Here is a 20,827-nt window from a genome sequence, read left to right as displayed (position 1 = left end):
CTCGGGCGCTATTTACTTTAGGCTTAAAATATATTGCGATCTGCAAGATTGCAAGGCCAGTGAGCGGGTGGTTGAAGAATTGCGTTAGACATTCGCTCGAGTGAATGTGTATGCTGTGCGAAACAAGACCTGGAGGGGGAAAACATGTTGAGATTTACGAGCATTCTTGCGGCGACTCTGGTGGCCGGAGCGGCTATTGCGAGCGAGGATATTGCCGACCAGTATCCGCAGAGCGAGCTTTATTCAAAGCCGGTGGAATTTGTTCCGCATGTCTTTTCGGCGATCGGGGCGACGGCTCCGCCGACCTATGAAAACTCGGGCCATAACAACAACCTGAGCTTTGTTGTGACACCTGAGGGGGTTGTCGTGGTGAACGGCGGTGCCTCGGCGCGTCTGGCCAAGGCGCTGCATGACGAGATCAAGCTGATCACCGACCAGCCTGTGAAGCTCGTGATCAATGAGAACGGGCAGGGCCATGCTGTGCTTGGCAACTCTTATTGGGCCGATCAGGGCGTTGATATCCTTGCTCATGATGATGCGATTCACGAGGTTGAGGAAAACGGGCATTTCATCCTTGAGGGGATGAAGGGCTACAACGGTGACAAGGCCGAAGGCACGCGCATTGCCGTTCCGAACCTCAGCTTTTCGGACAAATACGATTACGAGCTTGGCGGCGTGAAATTCGAGATACTGCACCTCGGGCCGGCCCACGGGCCGGGTGACACGCAGGTCTGGATTCCCGAGTGGAACACTATGATTGCGGGCGATATTGCCTTTCACGAGCGGATGCCGCCGATTTTCGGCGATACCTGCACAAGCTGCTGGATCGAAACCTGGGAGACCAAGCTCGAGCCATTGAACCCGACTTACCTTATCCCCGGTCACGGCCACCCCACCAACCTTGCGCAAGTGCGCCGCTTTACGCGTGACTACCTTGTTGATCTGCGCGAGAAGATCGGCGCGCATATCGATGAGGGCGGTGACCTTGGCGGGGCGTATTACGTGGACCAGTCCAACTGGGAGATGCTCGACACGTTCGAGGAGCTTGCCACGAAAAACGCGGGACGGGTGTTCGAGGAAATGGAATGGGAGTGAGCTTTAAGGCTGTCCTTTTTGGCCTCGCCATTGTGGCGGGGCCAGCATTTGCGCAAGATGAGGCTGTGGCCGAAGCTGTGCAGGGCTACATGGACTTTGCCACCTACGAGCAGGGGATTATCCTGCCCCAGCAGATTGATGCGGATGTCTTTGCTGCGGCGCGTTTTATCGATACGCGGGATGCAGAGCAGTATGCCGGAGGCCACATAGAAGGGGCGCAGAATATCGAGTGGCGCGAGATTCCTGCGCGGCTCGCGGAATTGCCCGAAACCGGCATGGTGATATTGTATTGCAACACCGGCTCGTTGAGCGCGCAGGCCACGTTTGCCGCGCGCCTTATGGGGCGCGACAATGTGCTTGTGTTGCAATCGGGCTATCTGGGCTGGCAAGAAACGGCGGCCTATAAGCCGTGATGCAATGGGTTGATCTTCCGCCTGTCTGGCTTGTCGGGTTTATCGTGCTGGCGTGGCTGCAATCGGCGTTTGTGCCGCTTGGGCTGGCGCTGACCTTTCCGACAGCGCCGTTCGGCTTTGCGCTGATCGGCACGGGGCTGGCCCTGATGCTGGCGGCGGTTTGGCAGATGTATCGCCATCACACCACGATTGTGCCACGGTGGGAGCCACATGCGCTGGTGACGGGGGGCGTGTTTATGTTGAGCCGCAACCCGATTTACCTTGGAGATGCACTGGTTCTTGCGGGATTTGCGCTTTATTGGAGTGCAATCCCTTCGCTTTTGCTCGTGCCTGTGTTCATGTGGCTGGTGAGCTGGCGGTTTATCGAGGGCGAGGAAGACAAACTGAGAAAGGCCTTTCCAAAAGCCTTTCACGAGTATGAGAAAGAGACGCGGCGATGGCTATGAGACCGGCTCTGGAACGAAGCTTTGACAAAGATGCCGCGATGCGGCATTGATTTCACTGCGAACTTTTACAAAAGCATCTTCAGGGGATTGCGCAATAATATTTCCCCATGAAGATAGCAAACAGACAGACGCGTAAACTAGAGGGGATGCGAATTTGATAATCGGGACACCAAAAGAAGTGTTTGCAGGCGAGGCCCGTGTGGCAATGACGCCAGCTTCGGCACTTGATCTGCAAAAGCTCGGCTACGAGTGCATGATCGAAACAGGCGCGGGGGCGGGCGCGGGATATTCGGATGCGGACTATAAGGCCGCGGGCGTGAGCGTGAAAAAATCTGCCGCCACCCTTTGGAAAGATGCCGATATCATCGCCAAGGTGCGCCAGCCCGAAGCCGAAGAGCTGAAATACCTCAAGGCGGGTAAGACGCTGATTTCATTCTTCAATCCGGCGGCAAACGACGCGGGCATGAAGGCGGCCAAGACCAAGGGCGCGAATGTGATTGCGATGGAAATGGTCCCACGGATCAGCCGCGCGCAGAAAATGGATGCGCTGTCTTCCATGGCCAATATTGCGGGCTACCGTGCGGTTATTGAGGCCGGCAACAACTTTGGCCGCTTCTTCACCGGCCAGATCACGGCGGCAGGCAAGGTGCCTCCTGCGAAGGTTCTGGTTGTGGGGGCAGGTGTTGCGGGCCTTGCCGCGATCGGTACGTCAACCTCTTTGGGCGCTGTGACCTACGCCTTTGACGTGCGCCCCGAAGTGGCGGAGCAGGTCGAATCAATGGGGGCGCAGTTTGTTTACCTCGACTTTGAGGAAGATCAGGCGGACGGCGCGGCAACGGGCGGTTATGCGGCTGTCTCATCCCCCGAGTTTCGCGAAGCTCAGTTGGCGAAGTTCCGTGAGCTTGCGCCCGAGATGGATATCGTGATCACCACGGCGCTTATTCCGAACCGTGAGGCACCCGAGCTTTGGACCGAAGACATGGTCAAGGCGATGAAGCCCGGTTCTGTTATTGTCGACCTCGCGGCGGAGAAGGGTGGCAACTGCAAACTGACTGTCATGGACGAGAAGATCGTGACCGACAATGGCGTGACCATCATCGGCTACACCGATTTCCCGAGCCGTATGGCAACGCAGGCGTCTAACCTTTATGCGACGAACATCCGCCACATGATGACCGATCTGACGCCTGAGAAGGACGGGCAGATCAACCATAATATGGAAGATGATGTGATCCGCGGTGCGACTGTGACCTTCGAGAAGGAGATTACGTTCCCGCCGCCGCCGCCCAAAGTGGCCGCGATTGCGGCCAAGCCCAAGGCTGAAGTGAAAGAGCTGACGCCCGAGGAAAAGCGCGCCGCGGAAGTGGCTGCGTTTAAGGCACAGACCAAGAGTCAGGTGACATTGCTTGCCATTGGCGCGGTTCTTTTGCTGGGGGTTGGACTTGTCGCACCTGCGAGCTTTATGCAGCACTTTATCGTCTTTGTTCTGGCGGTTTTTGTCGGCTTCCAGGTGATCTGGGGTGTGGCACACAGCCTGCACACGCCGCTCATGGCGGTGACCAATGCAATCTCCTCGATCATCATTCTGGGCGCGCTTATGCAGATTGGCTCGGGGTCGTTCCTTGTCATTCTTCTGGCAGCGGTCTCTGTCTTTATGACGGGTATCAATATTTTCGGCGGGTTCCTCGTCACACGGCGCATGCTTGCCATGTTCCAGAAATCTTAAGGGGGGCGGATTATGGAATTCGGTTTTACAACAGCGGCTTATGTTGTCGCGGCGGTTCTTTTCATCCTCTCGCTGGGCGGCCTTTCGGGGCAGGAAAGTGCGAAGCGTGCGGTTTGGTACGGCATTGCGGGGATGGCTCTGGCCGTTGCTGCAACGCTTGTCGGCCCCGGTGCCGGCTATTGGTTCCTCTCGATCCTGATGATCGCGGCAGGCGGGGCCATCGGCTACCAACTGGCCACCAAAGTGCAGATGACGCAGATGCCCGAGCTTGTGGCAGCGATGCACTCGCTCGTTGGTTTGGCAGCTGTCTTTGTGGGATATATCGCCCATATCGAACTGGGCCGCGTATTGGCTATGGACGCAACAGCACGCGAGGCGCTTGAGGGCTTTGCTGGCCTCTTGGCGCACAAGAGCGGTGTTGAAATCGCTATTCTGCGGGTCGAGCTTTTCCTCGGCGTGTTCATCGGTGCGGTGACATTCACCGGCTCGGTGATTGCTTATGGAAAGCTTGCGGGCAAGGTAGACAGCGCGGCCAAGAAGCTGCCAGGCGGGCATATGCTGAACGCTGCGGCGGCTGGTATTTCTGTGCTGACGTTGATCTGGTATTTCAACACCGGTGGCTTCATGCCGCTCTTCATCATGACGCTGGCGGCGCTGTTTATCGGCTATCACCTGATCACAGGGATCGGTGGCGCGGACATGCCAGTGGTTGTGTCGATGCTCAACTCCTATTCAGGTTGGGCTGCGGCGGCGATCGGCTTTAGTCTCGGCAACGATCTGTTGATCGTGGTTGGCGCGCTGGTTGGCTCGTCTGGTGCTATCCTGAGTTACATCATGTGTAAGGCGATGAACCGTTCGTTCATTTCGGTGATCCTTGGTGGCTTTGGCGGCCCTGCGGGTGAGCAGATGGCTGTGGAAGGCGAGCAGATTGCCATTGAAGCGGAAGGTGTTGCGACAGCTCTGAATGAAGCGGACAGCGTTATCATCATCCCCGGCTATGGCATGGCTGTGGCACAGGCGCAGGCGGGTGTTGCCGAGCTGGTGCGTAAACTGCGCGCGAAGGGCAAGAATGTGCGCTTTGCCATTCACCCTGTTGCGGGGCGTTTGCCGGGGCATATGAACGTGCTGCTTGCCGAAGCGAAAGTGCCTTATGACATCGTGATGGAAATGGACGAGATTAACGAGGACTTCCCGAGCACGGATGTGGCCATCGTGATTGGCTCCAATGACATCGTGAACCCTGCGGCGCAGGACGATCCGAACAGCCCGATTGCCGGTATGCCGGTGCTTGAGTGCTGGAAAGCCAAGCAGGTGTTTGTCTCCAAACGGGGGCAGGGCACGGGCTATTCGGGTATCGAGAACCCGTTGTTCTTTAAGGAGAATACGCGGATGTTCTATGGAGATGCGAAGGCAAGTCTGGACAAGCTGTTGCCGATGATCGACTGATCCTTCGGGCTTTGAGAGTAAGGAGGGCGCCTTGAGAGGGGCGCCCTTTTTCTTTGGGTTTCAAGCGCGCGCAGGAGCGGTTAGCATGAGGGCATGAGCCGCCTTCTGATTATCTATCATACCCGCACGAATGGCAGCCGGCAGATGGCCGAGGCTGCCCTTGCCGGTGCGTGCGAGGAAGGCGAGGCGCGGCTGATGCGGGCACGCGAGGCGGAGCCTGATGATGTGCTCGCGGCGGGGGGATATCTCTTTTGCGGGCCGGAAAACCTTGCGGCGCTTTCGGGCGAGATGAAGGAATTTTTTGACCGCTGTTACTATCCCGTTCTCGGAAAGATCGAGGGGCGGGCCTATGCACAGATGATTTGCGCAGGCTCGGACGGGGAGGGTGCGGCGCGGCAACTTGCCCGGATTGCCAAGGGCTGGCGGCTGAAGGAGGTGCAGCAACCGCTCATCCTCTGCACCAAGGCGCAAACCGCAGAAGAGATTTTGGCCGAAAAGCACTTGAGCGCGGGGGAACTTGCGCCTTGCCGCGAACTGGGACAAGCGCTTGGCGCGGGGCTGGGTATGGGCCTGTTCTGATGGCGCGGAGGCAGTGGCGCGTGATTGTATACGGTTGCATTCCGCTAACTCACTGATTTTGCGACAAATTGCACGTTTACTTATGGCGCGTGCGCGTTAGGGTGCAGGGAACACAGGAGTGCGCCCCATGACGGCTTTGCAAGACCATCCGCTAAGATACGAGCTGGCCAACGAGCTGCATGCGCGGCCTTTTCCACGTATCGAAACGCCTTCAACGGCGGTTTTTGTCGCGCTGAGGCCCAAGCGGGATGCGGCAGGGCGCAACCGTGTGGCGGACCTTGAGCATCTTTGCGCGTTGTTGGACCGTTTCGGCGCTGCGCATCCTGCACCGCGTGCCACGCATTATTCCGGCCAGATCGGGCGGCATATGCTGAAATGGGAGAGCCATACCGAGTTTGTGACCTATACCGCCTTTTCAGCGGGTGCGTCTGACCGTGCGTTTGACGGGGCTGATTTTGATGTGTTCCCCGAAGACTGGCTGGCCGCGGCGAACATGGAGCGGGTGACGAGTGCCATGCTGCGGGTTGTGCCGTTGCCCGAGGCGCGCAGCGAGCTGCATGAAGCGCTTGCAGGGTGGTTTGCGCCCGAGAGCATGGCTGTGTCTTATGTGCTTGATGAGGCGGCGGTGATTGCGGGGGATTTTCATATCGATTCAGCGGGGCACATGCGATTTGCGGTGTTTGTATCCAACGGAACGGGGCCGCAACGCACAGGGCGGATTGTGCAGCGGCTCTGCGAAATCGAGACCTACAAGACGCTTTCAATGCTTGGGTTTGCGCGGGTGCGCAGCCTTGGGGGTGAGCTTGCCAGATTTGACAGGCAGCTCTCGGGGTTGATGGAAGATATGACCCTTTCCGAGACGCCTGCGGAGGCGACTCTGGATGAATTGCTTACGGTTTCTGCGGAGCTTGAGGCGCTATCGGCGGCGGCTTCGTTTCGCTTCGGGGCAACACAGGCCTATGAGGCGCTGGTTCATGAGCGAATTTCGGTTTTGCGCGAGACGCGGATCAACGGGCGCCAGACGTTCGGGGAGTTTATGATGCGCCGCTATGACCCTGCTATGCGCACCGTTGCCGCAACGCGCGCAAGGTTGAGTGCAATGGCTGACAGGGCAATGCGGGCAGGGGAGCTTTTACGCACGCGCGTTGAAGTGGAGCGCTCGGCACAGAGCAGTGCATTACTTGAGAGCATGAACAAGCGCGCGGATTTGCAGCTGCGCTTGCAGCAAACTGTTGAGGGGCTGTCTGTTGTGGCGATCAGTTATTATGCGGTGAATTTGGTGAGCTATGCGGCCTACCCCTTTGCCAAGAGCCTTGCGGGTCTCGACAAAGGGATGGTGAGCGCGTTGGTTACTCTGCCGGTTGTAGGGCTTGTGTGGATGGCTGTGCGACGGATCCGGAACCGCTTTCATTGAGCACGCGGCCAGCGATTTTTGCGCCCGCGATGATGGCGGCGAGAGCGAGGAAGGCGGAGAAACCCAAGGTCGGGATGCCTGAAAGGCCCGCGCCCAAGGTGCAACCGCCTGCAAGCACACCGCCAACCCCCATGAGAATTGCGCCGAGCGTGTAGCGGCCTGTTTGAGCAGGGCTCTCGAAGCTGACCCAAGCGAAGCGCTTGAAGGCAAGGGCCGAAACGGCTGCGCCTGCGAGGATGCCGCCAACGATACCGACGCCGAAGCCCGGTGCGATCGAGGTGCTGGCGATTGCCCAGAAGAGTGTCGCTGTGGCGGGCGCGGTGAGGCTGAGGCTTTCGGCCACGATGGGATCAAATTCATCATATAGGACATAGCCTGTGCCGAGCCATGCCGCGGGCACGATGAGGCCGATGAGCACGGCCAGGGCGAGGTTGCGCCAGCTTGCACCCGAGCGCAGCGCGAGGGCGAAGAAAGTCAGCGCGAGCCCGCCGGTATAGGGCAATGCACCACCCGGAAGCGCGGCAAGGGAGGTGAAGCTGCCCAAAGGCAGTGTGACGCTGGCCAGAGCAGCAGAGAGAGGAGCCAACACACCTTTGAGGGTTGCGTGGGCGGCAATGGCAAAGAGCACGAGCACAAAGCCGGCGCGCAGGTTGCCCGAGCCCGTAAGAACCGCGAGGCGTGAGGCGCAGCCGCGTGTGAGCACCATGCCCGCGCCGAAGGCGAGACCGCCAAGGACGATGGCCAGCACGGGAAGATCGGAGGCGAGGAACCTGTGGGCATCAAAGTTGATCAGCCCGGCAGAGACACCTGCTTGTGTGCCGATGAGCGCCACTGTAAGCGCCATGAGCCAGACCCCACCGGCTGCGCGGCGCTCTGATTGATCGGCGCTTACGAGGGCGCGGCGCAGGCAGAAACGCGTGATTTCGGCCAGAACACCGAAGGCTACGCCGAGGGCGAGGGCGAGGTAAAGGCTTGCCTGAACGGGTGTCAGGCTCTCGAAACCGAAGGATTCAAACATGGCGCGTCTCCTGTTGAGCGGGTGTGTTGGCCCTTGGGTGAACGGGTTTGAGCTTTTGGGCAAGGGCAGGGGCGCCCGCAGCAGGCTTCAGAGGGAGGAGGATTTTTCTACGCTGTTGGCGGTGCGGATTGCCCGTTCCGGCGTGGAGGGCCGTATAGAACAAAAGAACAAACGCGCGTCCCTATGTAGGACGCGCGTTTTTATTTCGGGGTTCGGGCCAAAAGCTTCTTAGAGGCGCGGTTTGGGCGAGGCTTCGCGATCAGAATCGCCTGAGTTAGGCTCGCCCTTGGGCTCGATCAGAAGCACTTTGGCTTCCTCGGCAGCGCGTGGCCTGTGAACCACGCCTTTGGGGATAACAAAGAGCTCGCCCGCCTTGACGGTGTGGGAAGGCTGGTCCTCGATGTCGATGATGATCTCGCCCTCAAGGACGAAGAAAAAGTCATCCGTCGTGTCGTGCTTGTGAAACGGATACTCACCCTTGATTTTCACGACCATCACATCGTTGTCGTTATAGTCCGCGACAACGTGAGGATCCCAGTGGCTTGCGAACCGAGCCAGCTTGTCAGTGAGGTTAATGGCTTTCATGCGTGTCTCAGCGGCCCCTGATGCGGGGATCGAGCGCATCACGCAGGCCGTCACCGAGGAAGTTAACGGCAAGAACCGTGAGCGAGATGGCGATTCCCGGGAGCATGACAAGCTCGGGGTATTCTGTCATCCGCATGACGCCATCGGCCAGCATTTTGCCCCATGTGGGGAAATCGGACGGGAAGCCGACGCCGAGGAAGGAAAGCGAACTTTCTGTGATGATTGCTGTGGCGAGGCCGAAGGTTGCCGAGACCACGATGGGTGAGATGACGTTGGGCAGAAGGTGACGCAGGATGATGCCACGCGAGGTTGTGCCTGCGGAACGTGCGGCGAGAACGAACTCACGCTCTTTGAGGGCAAGGACATCGCCGCGCACGATACGGGCGGTATGCATCCAAGAGGTGATGCCGATGACGCTGACGATGAGCACGAACATACCCATTTCGGGGGTACCGAAGATTACTCTGAGGGGCTGGCGGAACAATGTGACCGCGACCAGAAGCAGAGGCAGGATCGGCAGGGAAAGGAACAGGTCTGTCAGGCGCATGAGCATACCATCGAGGTGTTTGAAGTAGCCCGCGAGAACGCCGATGGCGGCGCCGAGAAACAGCGAGAGCAACATGGCGGCCCAGCCAACGGCCATAGAGGTGCGCCCGCCTGCGAGCATGTTTGCCAGATAGTCGCGGCCGAGGTTGTCGGAGCCGAAGGGATGTGCCCAGTCGACTTTGGCCTCACTATTCCAGAGCGCGGTGTAGATCGGGCGGATGTTTTTGGAGCGGATGTCGAGCTTACCGGGATCGACATCCCAGAGGATGGGGCCGACCACCACCGCGAGGGTGATGAACAGAAGGAAGCCCCCGCCGATCATCGCGCCTTTGTGTTGGCGGAATTGCAGCCAGACCTCGCTCCATTGGGAGCGGTGCGGCTTGAGCGGCTGGTTGTCTTGCAGGGCCTCGATGGCCTGAATTTCATCAGTCATAGCGGATTCTCGGGTCAAGCACGCCGTAGAGCACATCGGCGATGATATTCGCCATGACGATCAGGAATGCAAAGATGAAGGTTAGGGTCATGACCATAGGCATGTCGGAAGCAAAGAGAGAGCCGATCAACAGGTCACCGATGCCGTTCACCTTGAAGACCCGCTCTGTGATAATCGAGCCACCGAAGATGCCTGGAATGGCGAGGGCGATCACGGTCACGACGGCGATCAATGAGTTGCGTAGAACGTGGACGAGCACAACAACCCGCTCGGGAAGGCCCTTGGCGCGGGCGGTGCGGACATAGTCTTGCTTGAGGTTGTCGAGCATCGAGGCCCGCATAAAGCGGCTGATTTGCGCCGTGATCTGGAGCGCGAGCACCATCACCGGCATGATCATCTGTTTGATCTGGATCACGAGGTCGTCCCAATTGTTGATGGTATGGGTCGTGTCATAGATCGAGGGGAACCAGCCGAGGTAGACCGAGAAGATTACGATGAGCAGCGGGCCTGTGAAAAACGGCGGAACCGAAAAGCCGATCATGGTGATGAATGTGCCTGTCTGATCGAAGGCCGAATATTGCTTGTAAGCGGAGTAGATGCCGATGGGAATGGCGATGAAGAAGGCCACCACATAGGCGAGGCCGACAACCCAGAGAGTTTGGGGCAAACGCTGGATAACGATGTCCATGACGGGAGAGCGGGTCTGCCAACTGATCACGCGCAGATCGCAGGGGCCTTCGACGCCCGCACCACAGGCGGTATAGACATTGGTGTCGGGCAGCCAGCTGAACCAGGCGCTTGAAGTGGTGAGCCAGTCAAGGAAGACCTTTGGCTCGATCCAGAGCATCTGCACCAGCCATTTCCAGAACTGGACATACCAGGGCGCGCCGAGGCCGAGCGCCTCGCGCATCTTTTCTTTTACTTCGGGCGGAACTGTCAGCGGAACCTGCGCCATAGGATCGCCGGGCGCGAGTTGCAGGAGCATGAAGATAATAAGAGCAATAAACAAAAGCACCGGAACGGAGAGGATCAAGCGACGGATTGTGTATGTCAGCATGAAGGAGTGCCTTGGGTTATGGATCTTGTTTATGAAAGGAGCGGCGCGAGGGACAGCTCTGGAAGAGGTGGCGCCCCGCAGACTGCGGAGCGCCTGTTAAGCACAAGGCTTATTCTTTGATGCGATACCACTCGGCGGAATCCCAGAGGCCTGAGTCCCATACGTTGAGCTTGTGACCACCCAATGTTGTGGAGATGGCCTCAACGCGGCCGCGTGCGACCAGACCAACGATTGTGTGGCTGTCTTTTGTCAGCATATCGTTCATCTTTTTGGCGATTTCGCCGCGCTTGTCGTAGTCGCCTGTGCGGCCAAGTTCGTCGATCAGGGCATCATACTCTTCTTCACAGAAGCGGTTGATGTTTTCACCCTGCCACTGACTTGCCGGGCGTGGCTCGTTGCCGCAACGGTAGGCCGCAAGATATTGCTGCGGATCTGTGCCGTTGTAGTTGTTGGCATACATTTCAACGTCTGCGTAGAAACGCTGGAAGGTGTCGGGTGAACCGGGGTCACCGCCGAAGAAGACAGAGGCGTCTACGTTGCGAAGCTCGACTTCAACACCGATCTCTTCCCACCACTGTTTGATCAGGGCCTGGAAGTCCTGACGTACCGCGTTGGTTGATGTTTGGTAGAGAAGCGAGAGTTTTTTGCCGTCTTTGTCGCGCACGCCGTCGCCATCGCTGTCTGTCCAGCCGGCTTCTTCAAGAAGTGCTTTGGCGCGGTCCATATCCTGCGTGAGGCAGAAGGTGTTCATTGAAGCATAGTGCAAAGGTGCCGGAACGAGATCGCATGTCGGGCGACCAGCCTGACCATAGCCGACTTCAACCAGCAGGTCGCGGTCGATCGAGATCGAAAGCGCTTCACGCACGCGGATGTCCGACAGGATCGGGTGTGGACGTGCAACAGTTGAGCGCTCGCCTTCGGGAACGTCAGGTGACGGGTCTGTCAGGTTCATCTCGAGGCGTTCAACAAGTGTGCCGAAGTCAGCCAGAGTGACACCTTTGCCGCCTTGTTCGAACTTCTGGATCACGTCGGGGGCGAGTTGGAGGTTCCAAGCGTAGTCCATTTCGCCGGTTTCATAGACCGCCCGGGCAGACGCAGTTGCATCGCCGCCGCCTTTGAGAGTCATGGTGGCGAATTTGGGCTTGTCGGCTTCGCGGTAGTTCGGGTTGGCCGAGAGCGAGATCACATCGTTTGGCTTAAATTCGTCAACAACGAAGGGGCCAGTGCCGATTGGGTTGAAGTTGGCTTCTGTGCACTCGGGGGCTTTCGCTCCAAGGCAGTCGGCAAACTGGGCCGCCTGAATGACCGGTGACTGAACGCCGACCAGCGGGCCATATGGGTTTGGCTTGGGTTCGTTGAAAGTGATTTTAAGCGTCATGTCGTCAACGGCTTCGACGCTTTTTACACCATCAAAGAATGCCGCCTGTGCGCAGCCGCCTTCGGGGTGCATGCAGTATTCGGCTGTGAACTTGGCATCGTTGGCTGTGACGGGTGTGCCGTCTGACCAAAGGATACCGTCACGGATTTTCCAGGTGATTGTTGTGAGATCTTCGCTCACGCCACCGTTGTCCAATGTGGGCACTTCGGCAGCGATGAAAGGCACAAGCGCGCCTGTTTCGTCATAGCGTGCGAGGGGTTCGAGCACAAGTGAGGCGGCTTCGACATCTTTTGTGCCGCCTGACAGGAAGGGGTTCATGATCGAAGGCGCTTGCCAATAGATCAGGTTTACGTGGCCATCGGAGCCTCGCTCGGCCATGGCCGCAGGGGCCATAGCAAACGATGCCGCTGCGCCAAGCAGAAGGGTTTTGACTTTCATGTGTTACTCCATGTTGGACGGCGCTTGCGCCCCGCCATAGCTTATCCGCTTTTCGCGGTTTCATTGGTGCGGAGATGCCTGAAACCAGACTTAAGCCAGATGAACCGACTTCCCCCCGCGATACAGACCATACGAAACAGAGATTCGGAAAATTGCAAGCCCTTTGGGTGTCCTGTCACATAAAGCCAATCCGGATGAGGGAGCGTTTGACACTTGCGGCTTCCTCTCTGTAGCGTGGTGCAATCTGCATTTTAAGGACGGATGACGCGATATGCTTGACCAGCCACTTGCCACGATAGAAAACCTGCGCGTCGAGTTCCAGACGAAGGATGGCCCCGTTGTCGGGGTTGAGGATGTTTCCTTCGAGATCAGGCCGGGTGAAACTGTTTGTATTGTTGGAGAATCAGGCTCGGGGAAATCGGTTTCCTCGCTCGCGCTGATGCGGCTGATAGAATACGGCGGCGGTGATATTTCGGGCGGGCAGCTCTTGTTCAAGCGCGGTGACGGTGAGGAAATCGACCTCGCCAAGACCGACCAGAGCCTGATGCGCACGATTCGCGGCAACGAGATCGGGATGATCTTTCAGGAGCCGATGACGGCCTTGAACCCTGTCTTTACCGTAGGTCGTCAACTCACCGAGGGCGTGCGCATGCACAAGGGTTTGAGCAAGGCTCAGGCCGAGGCGCGCGCGCTTGATTTGCTCAAGCAGGTGCGCATTCCCGAGCCCGAGCGGCGGCTGAAACAATATCCGCACGAGCTTTCGGGCGGGATGCGCCAGCGCGTTGTGATTGCGATGGCGTTGGCTTGTGAGCCACGCCTGTTGATTGCGGACGAGCCGACCACGGCTTTGGATGTGACGATTCAGGCCGAGATTCTGGCACTGATGGACCGCCTCAAGCGCGAGACCGGCACGGCTGTTATGTTTATCACCCACGATATGGCTGTTGTGGCGCAGATGGCGGACCGTGTTGTTGTTATGTTTCGTGGCAACAAGGTTGAGGAGGGCACTGTCGAGGAAATCTTCGAGAACCCGCAGCACAACTATACCAAAGCGCTTCTGGCAGCTGTGCCCAAGCTTGGCGAGATGCGCGGCAAGCACTATCCCGAGCCGATGAAGCTGCTCGGGCGCAAGGACCAGAACCTTGACCCGATTGTGGGCAGCGAAGAGGTGTTGCTTGAGGTGAAAAACCTAACCACGCGGTTTCCTGTCAAAGGAGGCTTTTTCCGCCGCACTGTCGCCAATGTGCATGCTGTCGAGGACATTTCATTTACGATCAACAAGGGCCGCACGCTGAGCCTTGTCGGGGAAAGCGGCTGTGGCAAGTCCACCGCCGGGCGCTCTTTGCTCAGGTTGGTGGAGCCTCAGTCGGGCCATGTGAACCTTGATGGCAAGGATATCATGGCGCTGAACCACCGCGACTTGCGCGCGGCAAGGCTTGATATGCAGATGATTTTTCAGGACCCGTTTGCCAGCCTCAATCCGCAGATGAACCTGATGAGCCAGGTGGCGGAGCCGATGCTGAATTACGGTGTGGCTAAGGGGGAAGAATTACGGGAACGCATTGCGGCGCTGTTTGACCGTGTGGAGCTGCCACGCTCTTTCCTGCGGCGCTTTCCGCACGAGCTTTCGGGCGGGCAACGCCAGCGCGTGGCGATTGCGAGGGCGCTGGCTTTGAACCCCAAGCTGATCGTCGCGGATGAAGCGGTGAGTGCTTTGGATGTTTCGGTGCAAGCACAAGTTTTGAACCTGATGATGGAATTGCAGGCAGAATTGGGACTGTCGTATCTGTTTATCAGCCATGACATGGCCGTTGTGGAACGGGTGAGCCATGATGTGGGTGTGATGTATCTGGGCCGTATTGTGGAGCTTGGGCCGCGTGAGGCGGTGTTTGAAAACCCGCAGCACCCTTATACGCAAGCTTTGATGAAGGCGGTTCCGATTGCCGATCCGCGCAACCGCAAGGACGAGCGCGAGCTGAATTTCAAACCGATCCCGTCGCCGATCCACCCTGAAGGATATGAGGCTGCGCCGAGCGAGTATCGGGACGTCGGGACGGGACATTATGTTCTGACAACAGACAGCGGATACTGAGACGCGCGGTTTCGCCTGCTGGCGCAGGCGACCAGCTGGGGGGCCAGCCCCCCAGACCCCCCGGGATATTTGAGGCAATAAGAAAGGGGGAGCCGCGCTGGTTGGCGAAGCTTGAAGCAATGATGGAATTGGAGAAACTCATGACGGTCTTGACGCCATATGAAGTGATGGAAAAGCTGGTTGGCTTTCCGACTGTGAGCCGTGATCCGAACACGGATCTGGTGGATTGGGTGGAGGGCTATCTGGCGGAGCATGGCATCGAGAGCCACCGCCACTGGCGCGACGAGGCGCGCACGCATTGCGCGCTTTTTGCCCACGTCGGGCCTGATGTTGAGGGCGGTGTGGTGCTTTCGGGACATACCGATGTTGTGCCGGTGGACGGACAGCCCTGGACCTCGGATCCATTTACCGTGACCGAGAGGGACGGGAAATATTACGGGCGCGGAACCTGCGATATGAAGGGGTTTGACGCGCTGGCGATCTGGGCTTTGGTCGAGGCCAAGCGGCGCGGTGTGGTGCGGCCACTGCAGATTGCATTGAGTTATGACGAAGAGGTCGGCTGCACGGGCGCGCCTGCCATGATTGAAGCGATGCAGGGTGTTCTGCCCAAGGCCGAACTGGCGATCATCGGCGAGCCGAGTCTGATGAAATGTGTGAACGGCCATAAGGGCGGTGTGGGGGCCGAGACACATGTTGTGGGATTTGAGGTGCACAGCTCGATCATGCACCGTGGCGTGAGCGCGGTAATGGAGGCGGCGAAGCTTCTTGAGTGGGCCAACGAGGTGAATGCCGAGCGTATGGCGGCGACACCTGACAGCCTTGCGGCGATGTTTGATCCGCCCTGGACCAATGCGCATGTCGGCACGATCGAAGGCGGCACGGCCAACAACATTACGGCCAAGGATTGCAGGTTTGTCATGGGGTTCCGTGTGGTTCCGAGCGAGGACAAGCAGGACTGGATGGACCGTTACACCAAGCGTGTGCGCGAGGTTGAGGCGGATATGAAAGCCATTCATCCCGATGCGCGGATTGATCTGGACCCACGGTTTGATGTGCCGGGTTTGAAGCCCGAGAAAGACGGTGCGGCGGAGGCTTTTGTGCGCGGCATCACGGGTGACAATGCGAGCCATGTTGTGAGCTATGGCACCGAGGCGGGCCAGTTTCAGGATGCGGGCTATTCGGCTGTTGTGTGCGGGCCGGGAAGCATCGAGCAGGCGCATCAGCCTGACGAATATATCACCAAAGCCGAGTTCGAAGCCGGGCACCGCTTTATGGAGAAGCTGGTGGAGGAGCTTGCGGGCTGATGAACATTCTGCACGGGGTTCCACTGGGGATGAGCCACGCGCCGGAACATGAAAGCGCATTGCCTGCCGAGGCGGATGCGGTGATCATCGGCGGCGGGATTATCGGGATTTGCACGGCTTACTACCTTGCCAAGCAGGGGCTGAAGCCACTTGTGCTCGAGAAGGGGCGCGTGGCGGCCGAGCAGAGCGCGCGCAACTGGGGCTGGATTCGCAAAACAGGGCGGGACTATGCCGAACTGCCGATTGTGATTGAGGCGCAGGAACGTTGGGAAGAACTGGCTGCAGTTTGCCGTGATGACTTCGGGTTGAGGCGCGCGGGTGTTACTTTTCTGCCAAAAGATGAGGCGCAGCTAGAGAAATATGAGGCATGGGCGCGCGACTTTGGTGAGGCGTCGGGCACGGTGATGCTGGGGCACGCGCAGGTTGCGGCGATGTTGCCCGACGCGGTGAACCCCTGGGGCGGCGCGATGCATACGGCGAGCGACATGGTGGCCGAACCGTTCGAGGCGGTGCCTGCGATTGCGCGGGCGGCCGTTGCGGCGGGGGCTGTGATTCGTGAAGGCTGTGCGGTGCGCGGGCTTGAGCGTGCGGGCGGCGCGGTGAGCGGCGTTGTAACAGAGGCCGGAGCCGTGAAAACCAAGCTGGTGCTTGTGGCGGCCGGCGCCTGGTCTTCGCTGTTCTTGCGCCGTGAGGGGGTGAGTATTCCGCAGCTTTCCGTGCGCTCCAATGTGCTGGCGACCGCGCCGATGCCTTTGTTTTTTGACGGGGCGGCGGGAGAAGATGCCATGTCGTTTCGCCGCCGTAAGGACGGGGGCTATACGATGGCTTCATTGGGCGTGAACCATTTGTGGGTTGGTCCTGATGCCGTGCGCAATCTGCCGCATTACCGCCAGCTTATTTGGGGCGGGGACTTTGGCATGAGCTACCGCCTGCCTGCGGCGAAAGACTGGCCCGACGGCCTGCGGACCAAGCGGCGATGGGCTCTGGATGAAGAGACGCCGTTTGAGCGGATGCGGGTTCTGGACCCCCGACCGAGCGATGCGGCGCTTGACAGGATGCTTGACAAATTTGCCGCGCGCTTCCCCAAGGTGGGGCGGCCCAAGGTGGCGCGGCGCTGGGCCGGGATGATTGATACGATGCCCGATGTTGTGCCGGTTGTGGACCATGCGTCCATTGAGGGACTCAGCATTTGCACGGGAATGTGCGGACACGGTTTTGGCATCGGGCCGGCTTTTGGGCGGATCATGGCGGATATGATGACAGGGCATACCCCGGGGCATGATTTGTCGCGTTTTCGCCTTGCGCGTTTTGACAGCTATGCCAGACTTGAACTCGGGCCTGACGTTTGATCTCGCCGGTTTTAGGAGAGGCGCTATGCCCGTTAAGAACAGATTTGCCGAATTGAGCGATGAAATAACCGCTTGGCGACGTGATTTTCACACCCATCCCGAGCTGCGCTTTGAAGAGACGCGCACCGCGGGGCTTGTTGCCGATAGGCTCAAGGCGTTTGGCTGTGACGAGATTGTCGAAGGCTTCGGCAAGACTGGAGTTGTGGCGGTGATCCGCGGGCGCAAAAACGGCAGCGGGCGCACCATCGGCTTTCGGGCGGATATGGATGCGCTGCCGATCGAGGAGGCGACGGGGCTGCCCTATGCCTCTGAAAACCCCGGGAAAATGCACGCTTGCGGGCATGACGGGCACACCAGTATGCTTTTGGGTGCTGCGCGGTACCTGGCGGAGACGCGCAACTTTGACGGCACGGTGGTGCTGTGCTTCCAGCCTGCGGAAGAGGGAGGTGGCGGTGCGAAGGCGATGCTTGATGACGGCCTGATGGAGCGTTTCTCGATTGACGAAATATACGGAATGCACAACTGGCCGGGCATTGAAGCGGGGCAGTTTGCCGTGCTCGAGGGGCCGCAAATGTCGGCGGCGCAGGCGTTTACAATTACTGTTAAAGGCACGGGCGGGCACGGGGCGATGCCACACCTGACAGTGGATACAAGCCTTGTGGCCAGCCACATCGTTGTGGCGATGCAATCGGTTGTGGCGCGGGCTGTGAACCCGCTGAAATCGGCGGTGATATCGCTGTGCGGGCTGCGCAGCGACACGGATATTTTCAATGTGATCCCCGACACGGTGACGATCAAAGGCACATTGCGCTACTTTAACAAGGATGTACGCGTGGTGATAGGCGAGCGGATGGATGCGATTATCAAGCATACCGCCGAGGCATATGGCGCGCGTGCCAGCCTTGAATTCTTGGGCGACGGCGTGCCGCCGACTGTGAACGATGTGCAGGCTGCGCGCTATGCGACCGCAGCGGCCAAGGCGGTGACGGGGCGCGAGACGGTGGATATTGACCCCGTGATGCCTGCCGAGGACTTCTCGCAAATGCTGGAAGCGCGGCCAGGGGCTTATGTGTTTATCGGCAATGGTGACAGCGCCGATCTGCACAATCCGCATTACAACTTTAACGACGATATCCTGCCTGTGGGATGTAGCTTCTTTGCCGAACTGGCCGAGAGCCGCATGCCTATTGCAGACTGAAAAGGGAGAAAGACCATGGCTGTAAAGAACCGATTTGCCGAACTTCACGACGAGATCACCGCGTGGCGGCGCGATTTGCACGAGCACCCCGAAATTCTGTTTGAAACCCATCGCACCAGCGCGATTGTGGCCGAGAAACTCAAGGAGTTCGGATGCGACGAGATTGTCACAGGAATTGGCCGCACAGGTGTTGTCGGGGTGATCAAGGGCAAGACGGATACATCCGGCAAAGTGATCGGGATGCGCGCGGATATGGATGCGCTGCCGATGCCCGAGGAAACGGGGCTGCCTTATGCCTCCAAGATACCCGGTGCGATGCACGCTTGCGGACATGACGGACACACGGCAATGCTCCTCGGTGCGGCAAAGTATCTGGCCGAGACGCGCAACTTTGACGGCACGGCTGTTGTGATCTTCCAGCCCGCCGAAGAAGGCGGCGGCGGCGGTAAGGAGATGTGTGACGACGGTATGATGGAAAAATTCGGGATTCAGGAAGTCTACGGAATGCACAACTGGCCTGGTAAACCTGTGGGCGCATTCTCGATCCGCTCGGGGCCGTTTTTTGCCGCGACGGATGTGTTTACGGTTGAGTTTACGGGAACTGGCGGGCACGGGGCCAAGCCGCATGAGACGGTGGACACGACCGTCATGGCGGCGCAGGCAGTGCTTTCGCTTCAGACGGTGGTGAGCCGCAATGCGAACCCTGTGGACAACATTGTGGTTTCTGTCACGTCGTTTGAGACAAGTTCCAAAGCGTTTAACGTGATCCCTGGTGGCGTGACCATCAAAGGCACGGTGCGCACGATGAGCACTGAGATGCGCGATTTGGCGGAAAAGCGTATTGTCGAGATTTGCCAAGGGGTTGCGACCACGTTTGGAGGCAGTGTCGATGTGGAGTATCGCCGCGGTTATCCTGTTATGGACAACCACGCAGCGCAGACCGATTTCTTGCGCGAAGTGGCGACAAGCGTCTCGGGGTCTTGCGACGAAGCGCCTTTGGTGATGGGCGGTGAGGACTTTGCCTTTATGCTGGAAGAGCGCCCCGGTGCTTACATCCTGATGGGCAATGGCGACACGGCCATGGTGCATAACACGAAGTATGACTTCAACGACGAGGCCATCCCTGCCGGTTGCAGCTATTGGGCGGAAATTGTCGAGCAGCGGATGCCTGCGGCGGGCTAAGTCTTAGGACAAAAGCAACGTGCGGCGGCAGGCCATAGGTTTGTCGCCGCTTTTGCGTTTGACCTGCGGTCTGTTTTGCCGCCAGATCAGCCGCCTGTGTGGCTCATGTGGCGGGTCATTTTGCCAGCGACGCTTTGGCGGTCGTAATCAAAGTCATGACCTTTCGGCTTGAGCGCGATGGCGGCGCGGATGGCCTCCTCCAGCGGAGTGTTGCTGTCGGGGCTGTCGCGCAGGGCGGCGCGTAAATCGGCGTTGTCTTCCTGCCCGAGGCACATGAAAAGCTCGCCCGTGCAGGTGAGGCGGACACGGTTGCAACTTTCGCAGAAGTTATGCGTGAGCGGCGTGATGAAGCCGATTTGCTGTCCGGTTTCCTCAAGGCGCACGTAGCGGGCGGGGCCGCCTGTGCGGTGTGAAAGTTCGGCGAGCGTGTAGCGCTCTGCGAGTGTGTTGCGCAGGTCTTTCAGCGGCCAATATTGATCAAGCCGGTCTTCATTGCCGATGTCGCCCATGGGCATGACTTCGATAAAGGTGAGGTCCATGTCTTCGGCCTTGCACCACTCGGTGATGCTGAACAGCTCGTCTTCGTTGAAGCCTTTGAGGGCGACGACGTTGATTTTGACGCGCAGGCCTGCCTTTTTGGCGGCTTCGATGCCTTTGAGGACTTGAGGCAAGCGGCCCCAGCGGGTGATGTCGGCGAATTTTTTCTCATCGAGCGTATCGAGCGAGATGTTCACGCGGCGTACGCCCGCAGCGTAGAGATCATCGGCAAAGCGCACAAGCTGGGAGCCGTTGGTTGTGAGGGTGAGTTCTTTCAAAGCGCCGCTGTCGAGGTGTCGTGTCATGGCGTTAAAAAACGTCATGATACCTTTGCGCACGAGGGGCTCGCCGCCTGTGATGCGCAGTTTTTCAACGCCGAGGCCGATGAATGTGCTGCACATGCGGTCAAGCTCCTCAAGGGTGAGAAGCTCTTTCTTGGGCAGGAATGTCATGTTTTCGGACATGCAGTAGACGCAGCGGAAATCGCACCTGTCGGTCACGGAAACGCGCAGGTAGGAAATCGGACGGGCGAAGGGATCAATCAGCGGCTGTGTCATGTCTTCACAGTTAAGTGCTGCAAAGGGTCAGGGC

18 protein-coding genes are annotated in these 20,827 nt (G+C 58.7%); 12 read left to right on the top strand and 6 right to left on the bottom strand.

Annotated features, from left to right (window positions below):
- Nucleotides 1-144: 144 nt before the first annotated feature.
- The 7 genes from OE750_RS12860 (at nt 145) to OE750_RS12830 (ending at nt 7,119) form a co-directional block, all read left to right on the top strand.
- Nucleotides 145-1,095, top strand: coding sequence for an MBL fold metallo-hydrolase (locus OE750_RS12860; protein ID WP_263764649.1), 951 nt, complete (start codon nt 145-147; stop codon nt 1,093-1,095).
- Nucleotides 1,086-1,508, top strand: coding sequence for a rhodanese-like domain-containing protein (locus OE750_RS12855; protein ID WP_263764648.1), 423 nt, complete (start codon nt 1,086-1,088; stop codon nt 1,506-1,508). Before OE750_RS12860 ends, OE750_RS12855 begins: the two co-directional genes overlap by 10 nt.
- On the top strand, nt 1,508-1,954 hold the full coding sequence (locus tag OE750_RS12850) for a methyltransferase family protein (protein ID WP_263764696.1): 447 nt from the start codon (nt 1,508-1,510) through the stop codon (nt 1,952-1,954). The genes OE750_RS12855 and OE750_RS12850 overlap by 1 nt, the downstream gene beginning before the upstream one ends.
- A gap of 154 nt (nt 1,955-2,108) precedes the next feature.
- Nucleotides 2,109-3,680 (top strand): Re/Si-specific NAD(P)(+) transhydrogenase subunit alpha, encoded by a 1,572-nt coding sequence (locus OE750_RS12845; protein ID WP_263764647.1) that lies wholly within the window; start codon nt 2,109-2,111, stop codon nt 3,678-3,680.
- 12 nt (nt 3,681-3,692) lie between these two features.
- A complete protein-coding gene (locus tag OE750_RS12840) occupies nt 3,693-5,126 on the top strand; it encodes an NAD(P)(+) transhydrogenase (Re/Si-specific) subunit beta (RefSeq protein WP_263764645.1) in 1,434 nt (477 codons plus the stop codon).
- A gap of 93 nt (nt 5,127-5,219) precedes the next feature.
- Entirely contained in the window at nt 5,220-5,705 is a 486-nt protein-coding gene (locus OE750_RS12835; RefSeq protein WP_263764644.1) for a flavodoxin family protein, read from the top strand.
- A 127-nt stretch (nt 5,706-5,832) separates the two neighbouring features.
- Nucleotides 5,833-7,119, top strand: a complete 1,287-nt coding sequence (locus OE750_RS12830) for a DUF3422 family protein (RefSeq protein WP_263764643.1) — start codon at nt 5,833-5,835, stop codon at nt 7,117-7,119.
- On the opposite strand, the gene OE750_RS12825 is transcribed toward OE750_RS12830, so the two are convergent.
- From OE750_RS12825 to OE750_RS12805, 5 genes are all read right to left on the bottom strand, one after another.
- Nucleotides 7,055-8,137: a YeeE/YedE family protein gene (locus OE750_RS12825; protein WP_263764642.1), complete on the bottom strand. Its 1,083-nt coding sequence runs from the start codon at nt 8,135-8,137 to the stop codon at nt 7,055-7,057. The two genes, OE750_RS12830 and OE750_RS12825, sit on opposite strands and share 65 nt — an antisense overlap.
- A gap of 228 nt (nt 8,138-8,365) precedes the next feature.
- Nucleotides 8,366-8,722: a cupin domain-containing protein gene (locus OE750_RS12820; protein ID WP_263764641.1), complete on the bottom strand. Its 357-nt coding sequence runs from the start codon at nt 8,720-8,722 to the stop codon at nt 8,366-8,368.
- A 7-nt stretch (nt 8,723-8,729) separates the two neighbouring features.
- Nucleotides 8,730-9,701: an ABC transporter permease gene (locus OE750_RS12815; protein ID WP_263764640.1), complete on the bottom strand. Its 972-nt coding sequence runs from the start codon at nt 9,699-9,701 to the stop codon at nt 8,730-8,732.
- Nucleotides 9,694-10,758 (bottom strand): ABC transporter permease, encoded by a 1,065-nt coding sequence (locus OE750_RS12810; protein ID WP_263764639.1) that lies wholly within the window; start codon nt 10,756-10,758, stop codon nt 9,694-9,696. Before OE750_RS12810 ends, OE750_RS12815 begins: the two co-directional genes overlap by 8 nt.
- A 109-nt stretch (nt 10,759-10,867) precedes the next feature.
- The gene (locus tag OE750_RS12805; protein ID WP_263764638.1) at nt 10,868-12,574 is read right to left on the bottom strand and encodes a peptide ABC transporter substrate-binding protein; all 1,707 of its coding nucleotides are present in this window, start codon (nt 12,572-12,574) and stop codon (nt 10,868-10,870) included.
- Between the two features lie 271 nt (nt 12,575-12,845).
- On the opposite strand from OE750_RS12805, the gene OE750_RS12800 reads away from it, so the two are divergent.
- The 5 genes from OE750_RS12800 (at nt 12,846) to OE750_RS12780 (ending at nt 19,699) form a co-directional block, all read left to right on the top strand.
- Complete coding sequence (locus OE750_RS12800) at nt 12,846-14,666, top strand: ABC transporter ATP-binding protein (RefSeq protein ID WP_263764637.1); 1,821 nt, start codon at nt 12,846-12,848, stop codon at nt 14,664-14,666.
- Nucleotides 14,667-14,788: 122 nt separating this feature from the next.
- Complete coding sequence (gene argE, locus OE750_RS12795) at nt 14,789-15,970, top strand: acetylornithine deacetylase (RefSeq protein WP_263764636.1); 1,182 nt, start codon at nt 14,789-14,791, stop codon at nt 15,968-15,970.
- Nucleotides 15,970-17,319 carry an NAD(P)/FAD-dependent oxidoreductase gene (locus OE750_RS12790; protein WP_263764635.1) on the top strand — a complete coding sequence of 450 codons (1,350 nt, stop codon included), beginning with the start codon at nt 15,970-15,972 and terminating at the stop codon, nt 17,317-17,319. The genes argE and OE750_RS12790 overlap by 1 nt, the downstream gene beginning before the upstream one ends.
- A 25-nt stretch (nt 17,320-17,344) precedes the next feature.
- The gene (locus OE750_RS12785; RefSeq protein WP_263764634.1) at nt 17,345-18,517 is read left to right on the top strand and encodes a M20 aminoacylase family protein; all 1,173 of its coding nucleotides are present in this window, start codon (nt 17,345-17,347) and stop codon (nt 18,515-18,517) included.
- Nucleotides 18,518-18,532: 15 nt separating this feature from the next.
- Complete coding sequence (locus OE750_RS12780) at nt 18,533-19,699, top strand: M20 aminoacylase family protein (protein WP_263764633.1); 1,167 nt, start codon at nt 18,533-18,535, stop codon at nt 19,697-19,699.
- 86 nt (nt 19,700-19,785) lie between these two features.
- On the opposite strand, the gene moaA is transcribed toward OE750_RS12780, so the two are convergent.
- On the bottom strand, nt 19,786-20,793 hold the full coding sequence (gene moaA / locus OE750_RS12775; protein ID WP_263764632.1) for a GTP 3',8-cyclase MoaA: 1,008 nt from the start codon (nt 20,791-20,793) through the stop codon (nt 19,786-19,788).
- Nucleotides 20,794-20,827 lie beyond the last annotated feature (34 nt).

Origin of the sequence: Lentibacter sp. XHP0401, assembly GCF_025751535.1 — a bacterium.
Classification (GTDB): domain Bacteria; phylum Pseudomonadota; class Alphaproteobacteria; order Rhodobacterales; family Rhodobacteraceae; genus Lentibacter.
Note: the sequence above shows the minus strand (reverse complement) of the source record. Positions and strands in the feature narration are given on the sequence as shown.